Source organism: Aminobacterium colombiense DSM 12261, from assembly GCF_000025885.1.
Taxonomy (GTDB): domain Bacteria; phylum Synergistota; class Synergistia; order Synergistales; family Aminobacteriaceae; genus Aminobacterium; species Aminobacterium colombiense.
In genome coordinates this window covers 373,613-397,254 of record NC_014011.1, presented here as the reverse complement: position 1 = coordinate 397,254, position 23,642 = coordinate 373,613, and the positions used below count along the sequence as shown (strand labels likewise).

Here is a 23,642-nt window from a genome sequence, read left to right as displayed (position 1 = left end):
GAAAAAATTATAATAACAAGCAGCTAAAAAAGCAAAAGCAGGGACAACGGAAAATGCCCCTGCTTTTATGTGCTTAAGAATCTAGAACTTAAAGGAAAACCCCTCTCATACGGACCGCGTCTGAAACACGCTGAATCGCTGCCATAAAGGCTGCTCGACGCATTTTGACATTTTTCTCCTGGGAGTAATCCCAAACTTTTGCAAAGTTGTCTTTCATGATACGGATCAGACGCTCGTTGTACTCTTCAATAGACCAGAAGAAACCGCTGAGATTCTGGGCCCACTCGAAGTAGGAACCGATAACTCCACCGGAATTGGCAAGGAAGTCGGGTACGATCAATACGCCTTTTTCATCGAGAATAGCATCGCCTTCTGGTGTAAGAGGCCCATTGGCTGCCTCTACAATGTACTTGGCCCTCACTTTATCAGCGTTATTAGCATTGATAACGCCTTCAAGAGCCGCAGGAATAAAGAGATCTACATCAAGGAAGAGAATGTCGGAAAGTCCCATCTTTTCAAGACCGGGCTGTTCATAGCCCTCAAGAAGTCTCTTCGGGTGAATGTTCTGAACATAGTTCATAGCCTTATCAACATCAATACCGTCTTTACAATAATAGGTTCCGGTAATATCGCTGATGCCTACGACTTTTCCACCAGCATCCTGCAGAGTCTTTGCAGAGTAGGTGCCAACATTTCCAAAACCCTGAATAGCAAAGGTAGCGCCCTTAACATCTTTTTTCAGGGCTTTAAAAAGCTCAAGTGCACAAGTAGCAACACCGTACCCTGTCGCTGCTGTTCGCCCTTTTGATCCCCAAAGTCCTATGGGCTTTCCCGTAAAAATAGCTGGCTCCAGGCGTCCTCTCATTTTACTGATCGTATCCATAAACCAGACCATCTCAGGCGCGCCTGTTCCCAGGTCAGGAGCTGGAACATCTGTCCAGGCATCGACAAAAGGCTCTATACGGGCGGCATAAGTTCTTGCCACACGCTCTTTCTCCCGTTTGGACATTTCAAGAGGATCGCAAGACACTCCACCCTTGCCTCCGCCATAAGGAATACCGGCGAGGGAGCATTTCCATGTCATCATCATTGACAACGCTTCACATTCATCAAGGCACACTTCAGGATGGAAACGAACTCCACCTTTAGCCGGCCCAATAGCTGTAGAATGCTGCACGCGGTAACCTTCAAAAACCTTGACTGTCCCATCGTCCATTTCAACAGGAATAGAAACAGCCAACTTTCTTTCGGAATGGCTCAGAATATCGATAAGCCCATCTTCAAGACCCATTTCTTCGGCTGCTGCATAAAAATTTTTCAGAGCGGTGTCAAGGAGTACATTAGAGGACGTACGCTTAACCACGGACATCTAACAAACACCTCCTGGTATGCTGACGGCTCACGCCGCTAATTGTGCTCCTTTCATTTTAAGGAGCATTCAGTTGATAATCATATCACGAATTCTCCAGACCAACCAATAAAAAACATCGTTTTCCTACAAATAATTCTTAATACCTAAAATAATTCTCACTAGTCTATAAAAAGAATAAAATATACTGTATTATTATTCATATTTCATCAAAAAAACAAGAGGCGGTCATTGAAAACCGTCTCTTGTTCTTGCTTATGTTCTTAGCGTTTAATGACAGCTGCAACTGCCGCAGCCTGAACCTTGCCCGAGGAGGGCGGATACTACAACAAGATTTGCCGCCCATAAAAAACCTTTCAGGTCAATAATAACCTCATCGTTCTTAAAGGCCATAAAATCAGGAATCCACAAAGTCACTCCCTCAGTCTCATAGGCAGAATACCCCTCTGTTACTGGTGCCTTGCCGCTCTCCACGAGAACGGCCCTAACTGCGGCTCAACCCCCACCTATAGTTCTCTCAACAAGATGGCCTTCTCCCATTTTTGATAGACGCTCAAATGCCTTGTCTGACACTGATATCTTTAGATTCCTCATATAATGCACCTCCATTTACCTTGCTAGAGAACATTATACCCCCTCAAGGTATGTTTGCCAACCCTTTGTACGAAGGAATTTTAAAAAAAGTCTATCTGGCGGCGCAGAAAATTCCCTTCTCTCTATATATGAGAGAGGGGGGTTTAATCTCCTAAAAGAAATCTTCCACGCGTGCAACAGGGGATGATCCAATCGAATGCGATGATACCATTGCTTATTTAAAGCAAAATCCCCATACTTCACGTCTCCTATGACTGGATACCCCGAGATGGCCAAATGTACCCGTATCTGATGGGAACGCCCAGTCAAAAGACTGACCTTGAGAAGAGAGCATTCGTCATCTCCCGCTATTTTCTCGTAATGGGTATGAGCTGGCAGGCCGTCAGGGCTCGCAGTAACAATGTTGTGGTCTCTGTCTTTCTGCAAGGGGGCTGTAATATCCCCCTCCAGAGGCGTCTGTCCCCGGACAGCCACAAGATAGGTTTTGTCCACATCGTTATCACGAAAAGCCCGCTGCAATTCCCTAAGGGACTGGCCGTGTAATGCTACCACTACAAGCCCCGTAGTATTGCGGTCAAGGCGATGGACTGCACAGGCTCTGAAATCACCTTCCGGTTCAACCTCTAGCCATACCCGCTCAATAAGACTCTCTTCTCCTGACTGGTCTGGCTGGATAATAAGCCCCGCCTCTTTGTTAAGGACCATAATGTAATGGTCTTTATACACTATTGAAAGGGCTCCTGTTCTTTTTGTTTTCACCGATTTCTCAATGAGCTCAGGCTCTTCCCACGGAACATAAACAGACTGCCCATCTTCCAGGCGGACGGAACAAGATGTTTTTCTCCCATCCACACGGACAAGCCCCTTGCGTATCCCCCTCATCATGGCACCCAGGGGAAGATTGGGCCATAAGGTGCGGATCACTTTATCCAGTCTTCGCCCCGCGTGATGCTCTGAAACTTTAAATGTATAGGACATCTATTCCAGCTCCCATTTCCAGAAACGGCGCTGAGCAGAGTAATTCCATTCTGAAATTTCTTTTCCCTCATCGATCTGATCCACCGCGTCGCGCCAGCAATAGAGCTTAAAGTCGAGTTCATCAGCCGCTGAAACGATCATGGCTTCAGGAGTCGCAGGAACCACAGGTGAGCCAAATTCCTTACAGCCGTGGTGACTGACAATAATATGCCCTAAAGCTGCAGCGTACTTTTCGTCCAGTCCAAAATCCTCTGCCAGACGAGAAAAACGATTATACCCCAGAACAATGTGGTCGATTACTGTTCCTTCCACTGTCATTTCAGGAGCTGGAGAGAGACGGTAAGAGTCAATTTTTCCTATGTCATGCAGAAGAGCTCCCGCTACCACAAGATCTCGATTCGCGCCATATCCAGAACTGGTACTGGCATCTACCATGCCGCAGGCCAGCCTGGCCACTCCCAGGGTATGTTCCAGTAACCCGGAAACATAGGCGTGGTGATGGGAAACAGCAGCAGGCCAATTTTCGAACTGCCTCCAGAAATCCCCACTGAAGACAAAGGCCAAGAAGTCTTTTATTGGCGGCTGGCAGCTTTCAACAAGGCCAAAAAACTCATTCTTCATTTCTTCAAGGGGAAATGGAGATCTCTGCACAAAAGTGTAAGGCGGATACTTGTTCTGATCCACATAATAAATGGCATTAAAGTTGTATTGAGGCTGCCCTCTAAATTCTGCGACTTGTCCCAGCAATCCTACTGTTTGCCCTTGAAGGTCAGACATGCATTCCCATGTGAGGGGATCTATCTTTTTTTTAGACTCTGCGGCTTCATGGGATCCTGTTTCATTCTGCCCCTCTGGGCGGCAATCCCACCATTCGGCATTGCCCCATATCTTTCCCTCGATGGTCCCCTCTTTATCCATCAAAGAGAGTTCCCAATAGGTCTTGTTATTCTTATCTTTTTTAGAAGCCAGCTTGCTCACTACGCCAAGACAATAAAATTTACTGTCTCGGGGCAATTTTTTAACAGCTCCCGTTCCTAAAACATTCTGTTTCTTAACAGTTTCAGTCATTTTCTTAAGGGTTTCTGCTTCAGCCACGAAATCACTTCCAATCTTTCTAAATCAGGCACCGTATTTATTCAATTTTAGACTGTGAGCCAGCATGAGTCCCATAAGTTTTTCTCCCTGCATATGGCCTATATTTCCTTGAGCACACGATTTTTCTCCAAATTCTGCCGCACCACTTCGACGGGCGTAAGGGCTCCAGAGCAAAAGAGGGACATCATGCCAGGAATGGCCCGCAAGAATGGCAGGAGTGCTGTGGTCTCCAGTAATAGCTAGCACGTCAGGCCGCAGATCGAGAATCTTGGGCAACAGGCGGTCGACATCTTCTATCACTCTTACCTTTTCAGAAAAGTTTCCATCTTCTCCGCGGCTGTCTGTATATTTCACATGGACGTAAAAAAAATTATAGTCGTCCCAATAGGTTCCTACCGCATGAAAAAGCTGCTCAAGGGTCTCTCCCGCATCTCTGACATCCATTCCTACGAGACTGGCAAGCCCTCTGTACATGGGATACGTTGCTAGTGCAACCGGTTTTATCTTGTAGAGTTCGCCAAGGGATGGAATATGTGGAGCTGAAGAAAATCCCCTCAAAAGACATCCATTGGCGGGGTGCTCATCATTTAGAACATCCCATACCTCCTTAATAAAGGCATTAATAATCTCCTCTGTTCGGCGTGCTTTTTCATTTTGTGCTACGGCCCACCGCATGGGAAGCCCTTCTTTTTGAGGGTCGGCGTCGTTGACTTCCTCACAGAGCCCTTCTCCTGAAAATACCACGACAAAACGATGTTCAAGGCCCGGGTAGAAGGTAACCTGAACATCATCTATGGACCGAATGGCGTCTTGAAGTTTTTTTACCACCTTAGCGCTCTCTTCTGTAGGAATACGCCCAGCCCGTCGATCTACAATAATACCTTCACTACCAACTGTACAGAAGTTTCCTCGGGCACATATATCCCCCGCCCCGACATGGGCTCCCACTCCAAGAGCTTCGAGGATTCCCCTTCCTATAGACCAGGAGAGAGGGTCGTAACCAAAAAGAGAAAGATGGCCTGGGCCGCTCCCCGGGGTAATACCTACATCCACCATAGAGAGAAGGCCTAACTCCGACTCCGCGGCAAGGCGATCCATAAGAGGGGTCTGAGCTTTTTCAAGTTCTGTCAACCCATCAGCCCCTTGGACTCCTCCCAAACCATCCATAACAAGCAGTACCATCTTTTTTTCGTTGTCTGTTGCAAGAGAATGCAATAAACTCATTCGAGAATGCATTTGAACACCTCCGGAACTCAAATTATATATTTTTATAGGAAATTCTTCACTACATCTTACCCTTTGGGAATGTGTTAACGTTTTTATACTCTTATGCTATCATTTAAATGAGGTTCTGCTTCATAATTTCTATTTTAAGGGGGACGTTGTTTCATGAGGTTTTCTAACAGAATTATGGCTATGCAGTCTTCTCCCATTAGAAGACTGATTCCATACGCCGATGAAGCAAAAGCAAAAGGGAAGAAAGTGTATCATTTGAATATTGGTCAGCCGGACATCAAAACTCCTCCCTCATTCCTCCAGGCTATTAAAGATTTCGCTCAGGAAGTTATCGCATACTCTACATCCCAGGGCAGCAACGAACTTCGCGATGCCATGAGGAGATACTACGAAGGCTACGATATTCATTTCGAGCGGGATCATATCCTTGTGACAAACGGCGGAAGCGAAGCTATTATGTTTGCTGTAATGGCCACTTGTGACCCAGGAGAAGAGATTTTGATTCCCGAACCTTTCTATGCAAATTACAATGCTTTTTCAAAATGCGTCAATGTCAATATCGTTCCGATTACAACAAAGGCAGAAGAGGGCTTTCATCTTCCTCCGAGTGAAAAGATCGAAGCCGTTATCACTCCCAAAACTCGCTGCATTCTCATTTCTAACCCTGGAAACCCCACAGGAACCATCTACACTGCTGATGAAATGAGGATGTTGGCAGATCTCGCAAAAAAACACGATCTTTATATCATCGCCGACGAAGTGTACAGAGAGTTCGTCTATGATGGACTTAAGTACACAAGCTTCGGAAACCTTTCTGATGTGGAAGATAGGGTTATTATCATCGATTCTGTGTCAAAACGCTATAGTGCATGTGGTGCTCGTATTGGGTGTGTCGCATCTAAGAATGAAGAGCTTATGAAACAAATCCTGAAACTATGTCAAGGAAGGCTCTGTGTTCCCACTCTCGAGCAGGTAGGGGCTACGGCCCTTTACAACACCCCGGTTTCATATCTTGAAGAAGTGAATAAGGAATATCAGTCGAGAAGGGATACCCTTTATAAAGCCCTTCAGTCTATGCCTGGGGTTGTCTGCGAACAGCCAAAAGGCGCCTTCTACGTTGTTGTAAAAATGCCCGTCGATGATGCAGAGAAATTTGTTATCTGGATGCTTCAGAACTTTGACATCAACGGAGAAACCATGATGGCAGCTCCAGCAGAAGGATTTTATGCCACTCCTGGACTGGGCAAAAACGAAGCCCGCCTTGCCTATGTTCTTAAAAACGAAGACCTCGTAAAGGCCATGGATATACTCAAGGCGGCTCTTAAGGCCTACCCGGGGCGGGTAGAACCCGTATCGGCCCAATAATAGAAACGTAAAGAAACCTTTAAGTCTCTTACAAAGGCCCTTTCCGGAGGATACCCCGGAAAGGGCCTTTGTGGTAGCATATATTCTGGTTTATTCTGAACTGAAGGGAGCGCTTCACAATGCCGTTACGAGTTAAAGAGGCCCTGTCAAAAGACGTGGGGCGATGCATTGCCCGTATCGATCCTGAAGATATCAAAAGATATGGGCTTTCAGAGGGACAAATCATAGAACTGGAAGGGAAGCGGAAAACACCTGCCCGGCTGCTGGCTTGCGACTCTGGAGATATGGGACAAAAAGCTATTCAAATCGATGGGATAACCAGAGAGAATGCTCAAGTAGGACTTGATGAAAAGATTTCTATCCACAAGGTGGATCATCATTTTGCAGGGAGCATCACCCTCAGGCCCCTGACATCCACTCCCCTTCTGGAAAAAGAACGGGATTCGGTCTATCTCAGCAACCTCCTCGAGGGACTGCCAGTGATAGAAGGGGATCGTATACGGGCAAATCTTTATGGGACAAGGACATGTGATTTTCTTGTAACGGACACGACCCCTAAAGGAATTGTCCTAATAAGCAATGCCACCTATATAAACGTTGAAAAACAACTATCCCAGGAGCAAAAAACCTCACGGATCTCCTACGAAGATATTGGCGGGCTCGGCCCTCAGATTCAGCGTGTGCGTGAAATGATAGAATTGCCTCTACGCTTCCCCCAGGTCTTTGACAGGCTAGGCGTGCAGCCCCCAAAAGGGGTGCTGCTCTACGGCCCCCCTGGCACAGGGAAGACTGTTATCGCAAGAGCGGTAGCAAATGAAACTGACGTTTATTTCACCCACATTTCCGGGCCCGAAATTATCGGCAAGTTTTACGGTGAAAGTGAGGAGCGTCTGCGGAATGTCTTTGATGAAGCCCAAGCCCACGCTCCTGCGATTATTTTCATTGATGAAATAGACGCTATCGCCCCCAAGCGTGAAGAAATGGGTGGTGAAAAACAGGTAGAGCGGCGAGTTGTTGCCCAGCTCCTGGCTCTTATGGATGGATTGGAATCCCGTGGACAGGTTATTGTTATAGGGGCAACAAATATTCCCAACACCCTTGACCCTGCGTTGCGGCGCCCTGGCCGCTTTGACCGGGAAATTTCCATCCCCATCCCTGACCGCAATGGCCGCTTTGAGATTTTGCAAATTCATACAAGAGGGATGCCCCTGGCAGAAGATGTTGATCTCATGCGCCTGTCAGACATTACCCACGGTTTTGTAGGAGCCGACTTGGAAGCACTGGCTAAGGAAGCCGCCATGTCTTCTCTCAGAGAGCTTTTGCCATGTATCGACTATGAACAGGCCGTCATTCCCTACGAAAAGCTTCTCTCTATGAATGTCACTATGGAGAATTTTCTCGACGCACTGAAAGAAGTGGAACCATCCGCTATCCGCGAAGTGTTTGTGGAGGTTCCAGACGTAACCTGGAGTGATATCGGCGGTCTTGAAGCTATTAAAGAGGAGCTTATCGAAGCAGTGCAGTGGCCTCTTAAATATAACAGCGTATACGAAAAATTTAATATCACTCCTCCCCAGGGCATATTGCTGCACGGGCCTTCCGGTACAGGAAAAACCCTGCTGGTAAGGGCCCTGGCTCACGAAAGCGGTGTGAATTTTATACCGGTAAAGGGGCCTGCTCTAATGTCAAAATATGTGGGGGAAAGCGAACGGGCCATAAGGGAAGTGTTTAAAAAGGCGAAGCAGGCGTCTCCTTCTATTCTCTATTTTGATGAAATAGAATCTCTCGTCCCCATTCGTGGGCGGGATAGCGGGGCTGGCGCCAGCTTTACAGAGCGGGTCATCAGTCAATTCCTTGCGGAGATGAGCGGCATTGAAGAGCTTAAGGGCGTTACAGTTCTCGCTACCACAAATAGGATAGACCTTATTGACCCAGCCCTTCTGAGCAGCGGCCGGTTCGATGTGGTGCTTGAGCTTCCCATGCCTGACGCAAAAGCCAGACTAGAGATCTTCCAGATACATCTACAGAAAAAACCTCTAGCGGAGGACGTACATCTCGAAGAGCTTGTCCGGTCCACTGAGGGACACTCCGGAGGGGATATACATTTTATCTGCCGCAAGGCTTCCGCCCTTGCAATTCGCGACTTCCTAAAAATTGGAGAAAAAGGGGCGCCATGTATAGAAAAGCATCATTTTGAAATCGCTCTATCCCTTCTGAAAAGCAACCGCAGTCTGCAATAAATAAAGGAAAGGGACTTTAGTGAAGTACACCACCAAAGCCCCTCTCCTTACTTTTTAGTAGAGCATTCTGTAAACAAAAAGATTTCCCATCACTTTACGTACATAGTTTCTCGTCTCATTATAGGGAATATCTTCCATCCATTCATCAAAGGGGCGCTCTTCCCCCTCTTTTATCCATCGTCCTACAGCCCCGCCTCCAGCGTTATAGGCTGCAATAGCCCATTCAAGTCGACGGAAACGTTTTTGCAATCGCCCCAGATGGGAAGCAGCAAGCAAAATATTAGTTTCAGGCTGCCAAAGATCCACTTTTTCCATCCCCAGGAGTTTCGCCTCTTCTTTACCTGTAGCGGGCATAAGCTGCATAAGGCCAATGGCCCCAACCCAGCTGTTTACATCTGCATCAAAAGCGCTTTCCTGTTTCATCACTGACCAGATCAAATTCGGCTCCACACCAAATCGTTCTGCTGACTGGAGAACGTGGCCGCGATAAGGGCGAGGATATAAAAAACAGATGCCTTTTTTAGGCAAGGGATTTTTCTTTAAAAGGGCAGAGGCCAATGTCGATGCCGCACTGTAGGCTCCAGGCTCATCTTCAAGCCATTCTGAGAGAATAGCAGCCCGATAATAGGCGGAACTACTTCCTTCTTTCAGAAGTCTCAATCTCGCGTAAAAAACGAACCCCCATTCTTCAAGCTCGCACTTTTCTCTCTCGAGCTCTGACGGAGTTTCTCCAGTAAAGGATGGCCCCCCTGGTGAAGCGAGGAAACTGTATATTGAGAGAGGATAATCCGAAATAAGCGTATGAAAAAGTTCCTCTGCCTTGCCTTTTTGCTCAAGCTTCTCATACCCTCTGGCAGTCCAATATAAAAGCCGTTCTCTCATGGCGCCGTTGCTCAGTGAAAAGAAGTGCTCCCATATGCGAAGGGCTTCCCGTGTGTTGCCTTTTTTCCAGGCCTGCCAAGCATCGTCCCAAAGAATGGCCTGGGTCCCTTCCGTCATTGCATACTTATCAATGAGTTCTTTTTTAAGAAACTCCTTCTGTTCTTCAGGTACAAGGGTGTAAAGAGAGTAAAGAGCCCTTGGCCGCACTGTAGAATTTCCTCTATCAGCTATGCGCTGCAATGATTCAAGGGTTTTCTCCCTTTCCCCCTGGCCAGCCAGAATTCCCAGACGCCGAACAGAAGATTCCCCATAGCTTTTACCATTCAGAGCCAGCCATTCCCACAATTTCAATGCCTCTTCATACCGCTCGAGGCGGTAGAGGGAAACTGCCCTATAGTAACGGGACTTGAGGCCATCGGCTGAATCGAGAGGAACCTCTAAAAAAAGGGGGATGGCTTTGGCATATTCTCCCCGTAAATAGGCCGCATACCCAAGGGCGTTTGCGACAGGTCCGCCATAAGGTCTCGGACTCTTTCCAAGGCAGGACAAAGCCTGGCTATTCATAGGTTCAAATTTTAATAGCTGCAGGGCATAGGCCAAATTATCACCTGCCGTCCGTAACAGCTCGTTAAGGGTCTGAATCGTCTGTGCCTGGTTTGTAGCTTTTGTTAGCATTGTTTCAAGCCAACACCTTCGAGTTTCATTATCATCAGAAAGGCGGGAAAGTGCATAGGCTACATAGAAACCCAGTTCTTCCGGAACCTTGTTAAGAAGCCCCTGAGCTCTCTCATATGCTTTCTGTTTTTCACCAGTCCTCTCAAGGGCGAGAACAATCATCATATCCCGATAGGGAACTAATGCGGAGGGGAAATCCGCTTCATCTATTTTCTGAAGAAGAGCAAGGGCCTCCCCCCATCGCTTCTGCAGCCATAGAGCATTCGCCCCTAAGGTCAGTTCTCTTGGAGAAAGGGCCGCATGATCAAGTTTGAGAAATTCGTCTATGGTCTTCCATTCTCTCTTCCAGAAAGCCTCTTCCACAGAAGGGGGCTGAGATGTATCTGGGGAACCAACTGCCATTCCTGCACTTACTGATAGAAAAAGCAATACTATTGCCAGAACATGAAGTTTTCTTATCAACACGTCAATCCTCCTTCCAATCAAGATGGTGGTTTTTCATTATAAATGATGAAAGAACCTCTATCGAAGTAATATTACGTATTTGGCCATAAAAATTTTTATGCAATGTCGAGCTTATCAAATCCTTACAGATGAATTCTATTAGAATTTCGCTATTACAAAAGTTCTATACTTTTACCTATTGGAAGCTCCCTCCTCTCTATGTTAGCATTGACAAAGAAAGAGGGTGACCCTATGAGAAAACACCTTGCCATAAAAATTCTTTCACTCTTTATCGCACTATTGCTTATTGTCGGATCTGCCCATGCAGCCCTATCACCACAAAAGGCAAACCTCGCCTGGGAGCGCATATCTAAGGCTGCTGGGCTCAAGACCGATCCTATTACTATAGAAGACAAAAAAGAACCTAATGCCTGGGTTCGTTTTTCTGGAGACAGTTACTCTGTACATGTTACAACGGGCTTGCTGAAAATTCTCGACACTGAAGACCAGATCGCCGGGATTCTTGCCCATGAAACAGGACATATCAAGCTTAATCATTATGGGAGCACCGTAGGAAGGAACTTGCTCTGGAGTCTTCTTTACAAAAGCCTTAAAGGAAATCAAAGCAACGAACTTTTGGCTGGTCTTGGCATAACTCTTGCCGAGTCGGGATTTAGCCGTGAACAGGAAGTTGAAGCTGATGATTATGGTATTAAATTATCGGTAGAGGCTGGTTATAGTGCCTGGGGACTGGTACAGGCCCTTGAAAAAATGAAAGAAGCGGGATACGAAACATCCCCTAGCGGCTTCAACTCACACCCCCCAACAGAACGCCGCCTGGAACATGCCAGGGCTACTGCCCGAGCCTATAGTCAGAAATAGGGGCGCAATATGTATATTTTATTTCTGGCTAAGGAACATTCTTTTTCCTCGTTCAGTGATATAATTGTTTTGTACTGTCTTGTTTTTTCTTACTTATAACAATGTAGTTTACAATTTATAGCCTTTTACTTCATTGTTTTCAGAATTGATGGACTTTATTAACAAGCCAATGGGGAGGCGATATTGTTGAGTAAGGTTTGGGAAGAAAATTTTAGCTACAACGCTAAGAACGTGAGGCCTTCACCTGTAAGAGAAATGCTTGCGGTTATTAAGCAACCAGGCATGATTTCCTTTGCTGGTGGAATGCCGGCACCAGAAATATTCCCCGTGGACGAATTTTACGAAGGTGTCCATATTTTAAAAGAAGATGGTAAAAATCTTCTTCAATACGGCACCACTGAAGGTTACCCCCCACTGAAAGAGTTTCTCGCAGAATGGACATCACCTCGCATGGGGAAAGTAGCCGCTTTAGACGAAATGCTTATCACCACGGGCTCTCAGCAGGCTCTTGATCTTTTTTCATGGGCAATAATCGACAGAGGAGACTTCGTTATAACGGAAGATCCTACGTATCTTGCCGCGCTATCTACATTCTATAACCATGGGGCGGAATTCCTGGGAGTTCCCTGTGACGGGGAAGGAATGCAAGTGGATCTTCTACCTGAGATCATTGAAAAGGCCCGCAAAGAGGGGAAAAAGGTAAAATTCATTTATACCATTGTTAACTTCCAGAATCCTGGCGGTTCTACTATGACTCTGGAAAGACGAAAGAAACTTGTTGAGATTTCACACAAGTACTCCATTCCCATCTTTGAAGACGATCCGTACGGGTACGTACGATTTGATGGCGAGCATTTGCCTTCTATATTCTCCCTTGACGATGCTGGCGGAGTGATTTATGCCGGCTCTTTCTCGAAGATCCTCTCTCCAGGGAGCCGTATTGGATGGGTTACGGGTTCGAAAGAAATAATTAGAAAGATGACCGTTTTCAAACAAACAGCGGATTTATGCACCAGTACCATTGCCCAGGCCCTTGTAGCCGAATATTGCAGAAACGGTCATCTTGATAAGCATATTCCCGTCATTATCGACAATTATCGCGTTAAAAGAGATGCCATGCAGGAAAGCTTTAAACGCCATTTAGAACCCCTCGGCGTTTCATGGGTTAAGCCGGAAGGTGGCTTCTTCTATTGGCTGAATTTCCCTCAAATCAATACGAAGGATCTTTTCAAAAAAGCGATTGAGAAAAAGGTTGCTTTTGTCATTGGGGAACCCTTCTGCACGAAGCCAGGAAGCGGCATTCATAATGCACGCCTCTGCTACACCTTCCCCTCGCCGGAAGTAACGGAGGAAGGGGTCAAACGTTTAGCTGAAGCAGTGCAAGAGCTTGCTCAAATAGCAACGGTATAAGCTAAGCAGGGGGCGCTAATTAAAGCGCCCCCTTTTGCTCTGTTTACACCTTCGCTTCGAATGAAATGGTCGACGAAGGAATTTTCTGCTTCGGCAAAACCATAAAGAAACTTTTTAGTTTTATTTAAGAGCCGCTTCTCAGAAGCAGCTCTTTTTGTTGTAAGATACTGGCATGGGAGAAATTTCTACCCAAAGCAGGGAGGAGACATCCATGTCAGAAGATATTATTGCCGCTATTTCAACAGCCTGGGGGGAAGCCGGCATTGCCATAGTCAGGCTCTCGGGATTTAATTCACGAGAACTTGCTGATGAGGTAGTGCATGGCATTCGACCTTTGTCAGAAACTCCCCCGCGCGTTTTACGGAATGGATATCTCCTTGATGAAAAGAAAGAACCTATAGATCAGGTTCTTTTCTCGTGGTTTAGGGCCCCTAAAAGTTACACAGGGGAAGAGATGGTTGAAATATCAACTCATGGCGGAACGCTGGTCGCTCAAAAATGCCTGGAGTCCCTTATCGGGAAGGGGGCAAGATTGGCCGAGCCAGGGGAATTTACCCGTCGCGCTTTTCTGAACGGGAAAATTGACCTCTCACAAGCTGAAGCGGTATTAGGCATAATCAGGTCTAAAAGCGAAGAAGCCCTTCGCGCAGCGACACGTACCCTAAGAGGGGAACTTTCCAGCTTTGCAAAGGATATTTATAATGAGATGCTCACAATCTCGTCTTCTATCGAAGTTGGCCTTGATTTTCCCGAAGAAGATATCCCTTTTATAGAAAACGAAGGAGTCGAGTCTGCTCTTTACACTTTGAAACAAGGGCTGGAAGACTTACTGGATCGGTGTAATACTGGTTTTCTCCTTCGGGAAGGAATTCGCGTTGCCCTGGTAGGCCGACCTAACGTGGGAAAATCTTCTCTTCTTAATGCCTTACTCAAGGAATCCAGGGCTATTGTTACAGCCATACCTGGAACTACGAGAGATTTGATCGAAGAAGTTCTTACATACCGCGGCATCCCTATTCGATTGGTTGATACTGCGGGCATTGGCGCCCCTGGAGATGAAATAGAGGCTATGGGAATAGCTCGAGCTGAAAAAGCTATGATGGAGGCTGACGTAAGAATCTGGGTTATTGACGGAAGTGAACCTTTAACCCCTGCAGATCTCGCCCTTGTTCAAAAAATATCGGCAACCAACCATATCGTAACCATTAACAAGGCCGATCTTCCACTCGTTATTTCAGAAGAAATGATAAACGGGCTATTGCCTCAGAGTCCTGTCTTCGTCATCTCGGCAGAAAAAAGAGAAGGAATAGAGGCTTTAAAAGATGCTATTGTCACTAATATTGCCGGTGGGGGAACATTGACATCGGGCCTCAATGCTTCTTCCCGTCAAGTAGAGGAGATTCGCAAAGCTATCCAGGCTCTTGGCCAGGGAATATCTGCCCTTAACGAAGGGATGGGACAAGATGTAGTCGCCGCATGCCTTTATGACGGGCGAACCTGTATGGAGCGACTGCTGGGCCTTTCTGTCGATGACGCCCTTTTGGAAACTATTTTCAGCCAGTTTTGTGTGGGAAAATAGAGCATTATTAAAAAGGGGGCGAAAATGATGGAAAAAAGAGCGAAAACTGAGTATCCGATACACGAACTTCTTTGCAGTCGGTGGAGCCCAAGAGCATTTACAAAGCAGATTCCGAGTAAAGATCAACTTCTATCTCTTTTCGAAGCTGCCCGGTGGGCTCCGTCATGTTACAATGATCAACCCTGGTTTTTCATTATAGCTACAAAGGAAAACATTAAAGAATTTGAGGTCATGCTTTCATGCCTCGTAGAACAGAATCAGGTTTGGGCCCAACATGTTCCTGTCCTTGTAATTGGCATAGCAAGAACGGTCTTTGCACTCAATGGAAAAATAAACCACTATGCCTTCCACGATCTTGGGATGGCCATACAGAACATGGCCCTTCAAGCAACGGCTATGGGGTTAGCTGTTCATCCCATGGCGGGATTTTCCAAATCATGTATACGAAAAACCTATAACATACCGGAAGAATACGATCCCATGACCGCAATAGCGATAGGATATCCTGGAACCCCTGACGAGCTGCCTGAGCTACTAAAACAAGAAGAGCTGGAACCCCGGGAACGGAAAAGGGTTCGTGAATTTGTTTTTACCCGGGCGTGGGGGAAAAAATTTACAGATTAGCCATTACAAACACAAGGAACCTGGTTTGACAACCAGGTTCCTTGTGTTTGTACGTTAAGAACGTTTTTGAATCCATTGGGGCATATCTTCTCCCAGGGCTGGGATACTTAAAAAATCTCCTGACTGGCGAGTCAATTTAAACTTTTTCTCTATTTCCTTAACAACATTTTTCTTTTCATCCATGATCTCTACATGGATGGTGTGGGATTTCCCAACAACAAAAAGAACATCCCGTCCGCCGGCTTTCAGAAAGACTGGCTTTCTTGCCGTGCTTATATTAACTCTTACCCATGGATACGGAGCCAGGTCTTTCCCGTCCATGGTTATGGCTTTGTTATCTATAAGCAAATTGTACCCTTTTCCAGCGTTATAAAGAAATATAGAAAAAATTACAAAAAATATGATCAATCCCACGTTTACTGTCATTCGCCTCATCATAATGCCTCCTGTCTACGCACTGTTAGGCATTTCCACGCAAAGCCCGCCGTGCCCGCTCTTTATCCCGCTGCCGGCGCCATGCATGAAGCACAAGAGCTATTGCAATAATTCCATAGGAAACAAAGACTCTAAAGTACTCACCTAACTGCGCCTCGCCAATGAGATACTTGCCAGCCATAGGCGAAACTACAAACATGAGATGGAAAAGCACAACCCCTAGAAAAACATTGGGAATGGTAGCTTTCGTAACACTCGCTCCTCCAACAAGAAGGGCAGCGATAGCAAACATCCCAGCCTGCTCATGACTGTTATAGGTATTCATGGTACCTATGTTCTGTAAGAAGAGTATCTGTCCGTAACAAGCGAGAACAGTGGATATAACTATAGAAATGATGCGGGTCCGCTCCACAGGGATACCTGCAGAATCGGCAACTTCCATATCCTGCCCCACTGCCCGCATATCCTGCCCCAACTTTGTTTTGCGGAACCATACCACAAAGATACAAAAGACAGCGATGACTAAAAATGTCGCAACAGGAATAGAGACGCCTCCTATGGTGAGTGGAATAAAATTATCGAGGCATTTTCGTATGTTTTCAAGATTGGTTACATTGCGAATGCCGAATCCTCTTGATAGAACAAGATCAGGGCTCTTAATAGGAAAGACACTTCCAAAACCATATAGGACAATAAGCTGGTAGACGCCATTCATGAAAAATCCCAGTATAAAAGATGTTACCATTTCGCGCCCCTTAGCCTTGTTCAGAATCACACCGCACATCCATCCAAGGAAGATAGCCAGCGGAGTTGATATGATCATGGCCAAAAGCATTCCGGGAATGCCCACCACGTTCCAGTCTGTAATAAGAATGAGCCCTATTTCTCCAGCCATCGCCCCTAACACCATACCAAAATTCAGCCCCATGCCTGCCATAATTGGAATAAGAAGGGAAAGGACAAGAAAAGAGTCTCGGGCTAGGCGCACAAGCATCTCCTGTACCAAATATTGGGGTGAGAACCGCGATATTGGAATAGCAACTGCGCTTAGAGCTATGAATATGATTGGAACGGCGTTGCTAATAAGAAAATGGATCAAATTATCCTGAAAAGACGTTTTTTTTGTCATCATGATTTCACTTTCACCGCCCTCGTGAGAGCATACAGAATCATACCGTTGGATACTATGATCCGTATGACTTCTGACATGTCAGTCTCAATGAGGCTATTAATGACCGATGGAGTCATGGTCAGAATGCCTTGAAACAAGATTGTACCAACAACAACATTGAAGATAGACGCTTTGTTTACCGATGCTCCCCCTATGAGAATAGCGGCTACCGCGGGGAAAGCCATGTAAAAAGGCCCCATATACAGCTGTATGAAGCCAAAACTCTGTTCATATATGATGATCCCAATTGCGCCAAGAACAGTAGAGAGGATGACTGAAAGGGTCCTCATTTTATTCACATCCACCCCAGCCGCTTTTGCATATTCAGGATTCGACCCTACAGTGGTCATAGCCGTTCCAACTCTCGTCTTCATGAATAGCCACATTACAAAACACAGAAGTGCGAAAAAGAGAATCATACCTGTGGGGCAATAGAAAAAGTTACCTAACTTAAAAGAAAGTATGTCACTAATGGCTCTGTTCCAGTAGCCATCCACGGAAATAGTGGTTCTCAACCCAGTTCCCGCATACCCCCACACCATGTTCGGGCTTTTATATGGAAGGACAAGCCACATGATACACATAAAAGCAACAGAGGAAAAACCAACGTAGGTAGCGATCATCATTTCGCCACCCTTGACTCTATTGAGCAGCTGTCCATAGAGCCAGCCAAGTACAACCGCTATGGGAGCAGCGATGGCCATGGCTGTGAGCACTCCCATAAGACCTGTTATGCCTATTTCGATACTTGTTACTGCTCCTAAAAGACCGGCAATGATCCCTAGAGGCAAACCGAAATTAAGCCCGCATCCTGCCTGGATCATGGGAACCATGGCCAAAACCATGACCCCATTCATGCCAAAACGGACAAGGGTATCACTGATGGACGTATCTACGCGAACCCTGACAAAGGGTGCCATGACAAAAAGGCCGATGAGGAAAAGGCCTATAATAACTCTGGGCCAACCGGCTTTTTCTACAAAATTTCGTAAGCTATTCATCATACACTCACCTTTTCTGCCCCGTTTTTGATTTCACCAAGCATCAGCAGACCAAACTCTGTAGAGGGGCATGTTGCAGGACGGGTTCCTGCAATTTTCCCTTCATTGACAATAGCAATTCTGTCACATATGGAACGCAGCTCTTCAAGCTCCGAAGAAATCATAACAATTGTTGTTCCCCGTTTTTGGTTATATTCCCTCAAGGTATCAAGAACTACTCTCTTAGCCCCTACATCTATGCCTCGAGTGGGCTCTGAAACAAATAGCAATTTCGGATGGAGAGCAAAGGCCTTTGCTAAACACACCTTCTGCTGATTTCCTCCAGAAAGCTCCTGAACCCGCTGATAATCCCCAGTACATTTAATTTCTAGAGTATCAATATATTTTTTAGTGACTTCCCTGATTGCTTCCTCATCTCGAATCTTAAATAAACCACCTAAAACTGGCTTTAAATATTTTTGCTGCATCTGGAGTGCCGTAAAAATAACATTCCATGAGATGGGTTCTTCAAGAAGGAGTCCCACTCCTCGACGGTCTTCCGATACAGAAGCTATGCCTACAGATAACGGGGATCGGGGATCATTCAATATTATTGGAGTTTCATCAAAGGTGACAGTTCCCCCTGATGGATACATCCCCATAATACCATTGGCTATTCCTAATTTTCCCTGGCCGGCCAATCCTCCGATTCCAAATATTTCCCCTTCTTTTACCGTGAAAGATACGTCACGCACCGTTTCTCCGGGCATATCCACCCAAAGATGCTCTACCTTGAGGATATTACCCGCAAGGGACCTCTCTGTCTCATCCCTGGCAAAGGCTGCCTCAATGCTTCTACCAACCATATGGGTTGCTATTTCCATAACATTCGTTTTGGCCGGCGTTGTTTCATGAACAACCTGCCCATCCCGCAAAACCACTATCTTATCGCAGACATCAATCACTTCATGAAGTCTGTGGGAGATAAAAACAATAGCAATGCCAAGGGCTGCCAACTTGCGCATGGATGCAAGTAGTATCTCGGCCTCTGATTCCGTCAATACAGCCGTTGGCTCATCAAGGACAAGAAGCTGTGTTTTTTTCTTATCGATTTCCCTGGCAATCTCCGTAAATTGCTTATGCCCTACAGGCATTTCTGAAACAAGGGTATCAGGACTTATCACAACATTGAGCTTTTCAATGGCATTTTCTCCCCGTTGTCTCATTTCTTCAGTATTAAGAGTGCGAAGTCTGTCTCCGAAGGATTCCACAAGAAAGTTGTACTGAGTAGATTCTCTGTTTAGAACGATGTTTTCTGCTGCAGTAAATCCTGGAATAAGGGAAAACTCCTGATGGACCATTCCTATTCCCGCATCAAGAGCATCAAAGGGACTTTTAAATTGAGCTTCCTGGCCGTTAATAAAAAACTTGCCTTCGTAACCACCTGTTTCCTGTATTACAGGCATCCCGAAAAGGATGTTCATTAAAGTGGATTTCCCCGCACCATTTTCTCCAACAAGTCCAAGGATTTGTCCCTTCTCGAGGGTGAAACTTACATCTTTTAACACTCTGTTGCCAAAATACGCTTTACCGATATTTTCCATCTTCAATAAGGGTTCAGATAGAGCCATTGCTGTCACCTCTTCACGTCTAAGCCTTCTATTAGAAAATCTCCCCGGAAATAGGAGCAGATATAAAGGGGAGGAAAGTTTCCTCCCCTGAAAAGGCTTGTATCTTTGTTGCTATGCTGTTTCTACGGGGCCCATTATTTAATGGAGAAATATTTCTCCGGTACCTCTACTTCAGTCATTCCAAGGTAACCAAGGCCAAACACGTAAGTATCCTGATAGACAAGGATATGGTTGTTTTTCACTACGCCAGTAGCAATATCGGTGTAAAGGCTTCCGTTCCACTTAGCCCCTGGAGTATATTTTCCGTAACATTCGAAAAGTGCTTCCATATTTTCAACCTCTACAGCACCTTCCAGTACTCTCCTGGCAAATTCGCCAAGGGCAGCAGTGGTAGTATAGCCATAAGAGTATGCCCATGTCCCCATTCTCTTTGCTCCGCCTTTAGCGTCAACTGCCTCTTCCACTCTCTTGAGAATTGCGGGCCAGTCACCCTTCACATCAGATAGTTCAATGCCAAGAGCGCCAGGATATCCCATCAAAGGTGAAGGAAGATCCGCTTCTACAAAATATCCGCCCTCTTCTGCGATCCTCTTCAGCAAGGGTTCTGTATGAGCGTCATTTGTACAGAAGAATGCCGTATCTTTCCCATACTTCTCAAGCCAGGCGGGAACTTTCTCAAGAATAAACTGCTGTGCACCTGCAACTCCCACGTCGCTTGTCGGGTCTGGAGCCGTTTCAAAATGGAAGCCTATGCCAAGATCGTTGCATGCCTCTTCCATAATGTTACGACGGCGAGAAAGAAGCTCATAGCTCATGTGACGAGGGAAGGAAATATGAACAAATTCTTTTGCTCCCATTTTCTTCGCCGCATCTACAATAAGATATCCACGAGCTATATTGTCACAGTTGATGACAAGGTCTGCCGCTGATTCGATAACCCCTGGATCTTCGTGAGCCTCGCCAGCGAAAAGAAGGATATCAGAGCGTTTTTCACGAACTCTTCTGAAGGCCTCTGTTGTTCCTGGAATCGCCTGGTTCACGATGATAGCTTTCATCAGAGGATCGTCTGCCAACCCTGAAATCTGGGCAATAGTGGTTTCCATTTCAACCATGAAATTGTCCGGATAGGTAATGTGCTGGATCATACCGCCATCGCTGACACTGCCGTATTCTTCGATAAGCCGCTCTGCCCCCCGAAGGTCATCTTCGGACTGTGAAACTGTACCAGTGCAAATGCCAATATGGAATGCAGCTTTTTCTGCTGGAGCTTCTGCTGGCTTTTCAGCAGGTGCAGGTGCTTCTGCAGGTTTCTCTTCAGCCGGCTGTTCCGCTGGAGCTTCTGCTGGTGCCTCAGCTGGCTTCTCCGCTGGTGCCGGCTCCGCAGGCTGTTCAGCCTGGGGCTGTGGAGCAGGTGCCTGTTCCTGAGGTTTGTTCCCCATCATCATCCAACCACCTACAGCAACTAAAAGAACAATAACTAAAACGATAAGTTTCTGTTTGTTCATGACGTTACCCCCCACTTTAGATATAAGTCTATACTTTTATTTGAAGACTTCACCATGCCTATTCTATGAATAAAGCATAGAAAAGACAAGAGAATTCTTATCTAAAGTGATCATTTCTTTACCAAAGTAAACAAATTAAATAAAAAATAAACGGGAGGACATTTTTGTCCTCCCGTGGGAAAGGGGAAATTTATTTTTAATGGCACGGCCAGGCCATTCCTCATATGACTCCTCAATTTCTCTTATGACCTCAACCAAACCCATCACTTGGAGTTTTTGCAATAGTTCGCTCCTGATTCACTTTGACAGGATCTGGCTTGTCTTTTTTGTTCTTTAAGTATATTATACACAAAATAAAACACATAACATGGTTCAATAAAACAGTAATAACAAATTTATTAGATACTTTATTGTATTTTTACACAAAGACATAACGAGTAGAACTAAAATTAGGGAGGAACTAAGTGATGCTTGAAAAAATTGCACAAAAAATCGCTTCTTCTACCGCCGAGCTTATAAATATAGACTTGATTATTACTGATGAAAAAGGAATCATTATCGGGGCTAGCGATCCTAGCAGGAAGGGGTCTCTTCATGAACCTTCCCTTGAAGCAATCCAAACAGGAAAGATTTCCATCCAGAGAGAGAACGAAGTTACACATTTAACGGGCGTGAAACCTGGGGTAACTTTACCTATCGAATTTACTGGGAAAAGAATTGGAACCATAGCCCTCACAGGTTCCCCAGCAAGAGTTACCCAATTTGGCCTGCTTGTAAAAAAGCATACAGAGCTGATATTAAGCGAAAAGTTGTTCTCTGAAGTTTTCTTTATTCGAAGCCGGGCTATCCAAACCCTTATGGAGCAAATCGCCTCTTTTAACCCCGAGCGCGATGATGAATCATCATTGTATGTTTCAGCACGCGGACTTGGGTTTGAGCTTCAAATTCCAAGAATTGCCGTAGCAGCGGAATTACTCTATTCCCGACCGGCAGACAAGGTTACAGACGTGGGAACTGCCCCCTATACCCAGATGGACGTGCTCATGGCCATAAGAACAGCCTTTAACCGACCTCAAGACATTTCAACCATGATGGATTCTGACCGCTATGAGATATTAAGGGCCGCTAACTCTTTGCTCAATGAAAAGGAAGTCGTGGAAAGAACTCGAAAAGAATGTGAAGTGCTACAAGGCCTTCTCCAGGAGAAAGGGCTACATATTGTCATTGGCATTGGATCTCTTGCTCAAAACCTGTCAAGGCTCCCAGCTTCCCATCGCGACGCCTGGAAAGCCGTTACTATAGGGAAAAATATTTATCAAAAACCGGGGATCTATTCTATCGGAGACATGATGCTTGAAGATCTCCTGACTACAGCGAGCCGCGATGTTGCCGAACGTTACAGAAATTCCCATTTAGCTCCTTTGAGGAAAGCTTCCGACAGTCAGGAGCTCATTCATACCTTTCGGGTCTGGTGCGAGCACCGTTTTAGCCCAAGCGCTGCTGCTCAAGCTCTCAACATCCATAAAAACACGCTCAACTACAGGATCAATAAAATTGAGTCTATCTGCGGGCTTGATTCTCAGAATTTCAAAGAGATATTTTCTCTTTATACAGCAATCATTATCCACGAACTTTCTGATAGGGGTGACAGTCAGCTCTTTTTGCGATAATTAACGATACTTACTCCTGTCAAAACCAGTCCCCCGCCAATGATACTAGACAGAAGAAGGGGTTCTCCAAGGAATATCCAAGCCACAGCTACAGCTACAATAGGACTGATATAGAGAAATACCCCAACTTCTGAGGCGGGAAGTAATTTTAAAGCATCGTACCAAAAAACATAGGCAAGAGCGGAACAAAAGACTCCAAGAAAAAGTGTGCTTCCCCAGCCCGCCATATCCAGCTTTGAAATTTCTCTGACACCCTGAAACAGAAAGGGGATCGACGAAAAAAACCAGCCGGATAAAATGACATAGAACATGGCCAAGGCTGGGGGAATGGTTTTAAGCGCCTTTCTGGAAAAAACAGAGAAAAGAGCCCAGGTGAAAGCAGAACAAACCACGAGCAATTCCCCGAAACTGTAATTGCCCTCTTTCAGAAAGGCTAAATTCCCTTTTGAAAGAATAAAAAGCACACCAAAGGCAGCCATGATAATTCCCAAAGATTGTCTTTGGACGAGTTTTTCTTTAAGTAAAAAAGCACTGAGCAATGCGATGATAACGGGGGTGCAGGCTATGATAAGCGCGGATATTCCAGCAGCTGCTGTGCGAAGGCCCCATGCTTGGATGTAATTATGCAGAAAAACCCCAAAGAAACCCAGAAAGCACAGCTCTGTCATTTGATGGAGGGGAAGGAGCTGGAGCCTCTTTTTCAGAAAAAGGACTAGCCCAAGTACAGCTGCCCCAATTCCAAAACGAAGCCACAAAACAGCTACTGGAGAAACCCGAGATACAGCTATTTTAGTAGCTGTATAAGACCCTCCCCAAAATAGAACCGCAAGAAGCACCTTAAGTCGCGGATGGGTAGAAGATGTCACTTATAGAACTC

General features: G+C 45.7%; 19 protein-coding genes. 7 read left to right on the top strand and 12 right to left on the bottom strand.

Features of this window, described 5'->3' with window-relative positions; translation table 11 throughout:
- Window positions 1-88: 88 nt before the first annotated feature.
- From AMICO_RS01885 to AMICO_RS01865, 5 genes are all read right to left on the bottom strand, one after another.
- Entirely contained in the window at window positions 89-1,369 is a 1,281-nt protein-coding gene (locus tag AMICO_RS01885) for a Glu/Leu/Phe/Val family dehydrogenase (RefSeq protein ID WP_013047783.1), read from the bottom strand.
- A 270-nt stretch (window positions 1,370-1,639) separates the two neighbouring features.
- Complete coding sequence (locus tag AMICO_RS01880; protein ID WP_013047782.1) at window positions 1,640-1,843, bottom strand: hypothetical protein; 204 nt, start codon at window positions 1,841-1,843, stop codon at window positions 1,640-1,642.
- Window positions 1,844-1,996: 153 nt separating this feature from the next.
- Window positions 1,997-2,941, bottom strand: coding sequence for an RluA family pseudouridine synthase (locus tag AMICO_RS01875; protein WP_013047780.1), 945 nt, complete (start codon window positions 2,939-2,941; stop codon window positions 1,997-1,999).
- Window positions 2,942-4,036, bottom strand: a complete 1,095-nt coding sequence (locus tag AMICO_RS01870; RefSeq protein ID WP_013047779.1) for a 3'-5' exoribonuclease YhaM family protein — start codon at window positions 4,034-4,036, stop codon at window positions 2,942-2,944.
- Window positions 4,037-4,060: 24 nt separating this feature from the next.
- Window positions 4,061-5,272, bottom strand: a complete 1,212-nt coding sequence (locus AMICO_RS01865) for a 2,3-bisphosphoglycerate-independent phosphoglycerate mutase (protein WP_013047778.1) — start codon at window positions 5,270-5,272, stop codon at window positions 4,061-4,063.
- 153 nt (window positions 5,273-5,425) lie between these two features.
- On the opposite strand from AMICO_RS01865, the gene AMICO_RS01860 reads away from it, so the two are divergent.
- Both AMICO_RS01860 and AMICO_RS01855 read left to right on the top strand, forming a co-directional pair.
- A complete protein-coding gene (locus AMICO_RS01860) occupies window positions 5,426-6,637 on the top strand; it encodes a pyridoxal phosphate-dependent aminotransferase (protein ID WP_013047777.1) in 1,212 nt (403 codons plus the stop codon).
- 119 nt (window positions 6,638-6,756) lie between these two features.
- Window positions 6,757-8,877, top strand: coding sequence for a CDC48 family AAA ATPase (locus tag AMICO_RS01855; RefSeq protein WP_013047776.1), 2,121 nt, complete (start codon window positions 6,757-6,759; stop codon window positions 8,875-8,877).
- Between the two features lie 54 nt (window positions 8,878-8,931).
- Here the strand turns inward: AMICO_RS01855 and AMICO_RS01850 are convergent, their stop codons facing one another.
- Window positions 8,932-10,899, bottom strand: a complete 1,968-nt coding sequence (locus AMICO_RS01850; RefSeq protein WP_013047775.1) for a transglycosylase SLT domain-containing protein — start codon at window positions 10,897-10,899, stop codon at window positions 8,932-8,934.
- A 231-nt stretch (window positions 10,900-11,130) separates the two neighbouring features.
- Here AMICO_RS01850 and AMICO_RS01845 point away from each other — a divergent pair, with 231 nt between their 5' ends.
- The 4 genes from AMICO_RS01845 to AMICO_RS01830 all read left to right on the top strand — a co-directional run bounded on the left by AMICO_RS01845 (window position 11,131) and on the right by AMICO_RS01830 (window position 15,373).
- Window positions 11,131-11,760 carry a M48 family metallopeptidase gene (locus tag AMICO_RS01845; protein ID WP_013047774.1) on the top strand — a complete coding sequence of 210 codons (630 nt, stop codon included), beginning with the start codon at window positions 11,131-11,133 and terminating at the stop codon, window positions 11,758-11,760.
- Between the two features lie 186 nt (window positions 11,761-11,946).
- Window positions 11,947-13,170, top strand: a complete 1,224-nt coding sequence (locus tag AMICO_RS01840) for an aminotransferase-like domain-containing protein (RefSeq protein ID WP_013047773.1) — start codon at window positions 11,947-11,949, stop codon at window positions 13,168-13,170.
- Window positions 13,171-13,381: 211 nt separating this feature from the next.
- Complete coding sequence (gene mnmE / locus AMICO_RS01835; RefSeq protein WP_013047772.1) at window positions 13,382-14,749, top strand: tRNA uridine-5-carboxymethylaminomethyl(34) synthesis GTPase MnmE; 1,368 nt, start codon at window positions 13,382-13,384, stop codon at window positions 14,747-14,749.
- 27 nt (window positions 14,750-14,776) lie between these two features.
- Window positions 14,777-15,373 (top strand): nitroreductase family protein, encoded by a 597-nt coding sequence (locus tag AMICO_RS01830; protein ID WP_041459307.1) that lies wholly within the window; start codon window positions 14,777-14,779, stop codon window positions 15,371-15,373.
- Between the two features lie 54 nt (window positions 15,374-15,427).
- Here the strand turns inward: AMICO_RS01830 and AMICO_RS01825 are convergent, their stop codons facing one another.
- From AMICO_RS01825 to AMICO_RS01805, 5 genes are all read right to left on the bottom strand, one after another.
- Complete coding sequence (locus AMICO_RS01825; protein WP_013047770.1) at window positions 15,428-15,808, bottom strand: DUF6672 family protein; 381 nt, start codon at window positions 15,806-15,808, stop codon at window positions 15,428-15,430.
- A gap of 25 nt (window positions 15,809-15,833) precedes the next feature.
- Window positions 15,834-16,937 (bottom strand): ABC transporter permease, encoded by a 1,104-nt coding sequence (locus AMICO_RS01820; protein ID WP_041459465.1) that lies wholly within the window; start codon window positions 16,935-16,937, stop codon window positions 15,834-15,836.
- Window positions 16,937-17,980 (bottom strand): ABC transporter permease subunit, encoded by a 1,044-nt coding sequence (locus AMICO_RS01815; protein WP_041459464.1) that lies wholly within the window; start codon window positions 17,978-17,980, stop codon window positions 16,937-16,939. The genes AMICO_RS01820 and AMICO_RS01815 overlap by 1 nt, the downstream gene beginning before the upstream one ends.
- A complete protein-coding gene (locus AMICO_RS01810) occupies window positions 17,980-19,590 on the bottom strand; it encodes a sugar ABC transporter ATP-binding protein (RefSeq protein WP_013047767.1) in 1,611 nt (536 codons plus the stop codon). Before AMICO_RS01810 ends, AMICO_RS01815 begins: the two co-directional genes overlap by 1 nt.
- Before the next feature lie 134 nt (window positions 19,591-19,724).
- Entirely contained in the window at window positions 19,725-21,095 is a 1,371-nt protein-coding gene (locus AMICO_RS01805) for a DUF3798 domain-containing protein (RefSeq protein WP_013047766.1), read from the bottom strand.
- A 467-nt stretch (window positions 21,096-21,562) separates the two neighbouring features.
- Here AMICO_RS01805 and AMICO_RS01800 point away from each other — a divergent pair, with 467 nt between their 5' ends.
- Complete coding sequence (locus tag AMICO_RS01800) at window positions 21,563-22,765, top strand: CdaR family transcriptional regulator (RefSeq protein ID WP_013047764.1); 1,203 nt, start codon at window positions 21,563-21,565, stop codon at window positions 22,763-22,765.
- Here AMICO_RS01800 and AMICO_RS01795 read toward each other — a convergent pair.
- Window positions 22,747-23,631 carry a DMT family transporter gene (locus AMICO_RS01795; RefSeq protein WP_013047763.1) on the bottom strand — a complete coding sequence of 295 codons (885 nt, stop codon included), beginning with the start codon at window positions 23,629-23,631 and terminating at the stop codon, window positions 22,747-22,749. The two genes, AMICO_RS01800 and AMICO_RS01795, sit on opposite strands and share 19 nt — an antisense overlap.
- Window positions 23,632-23,642: the final 11 nt, after the last annotated feature.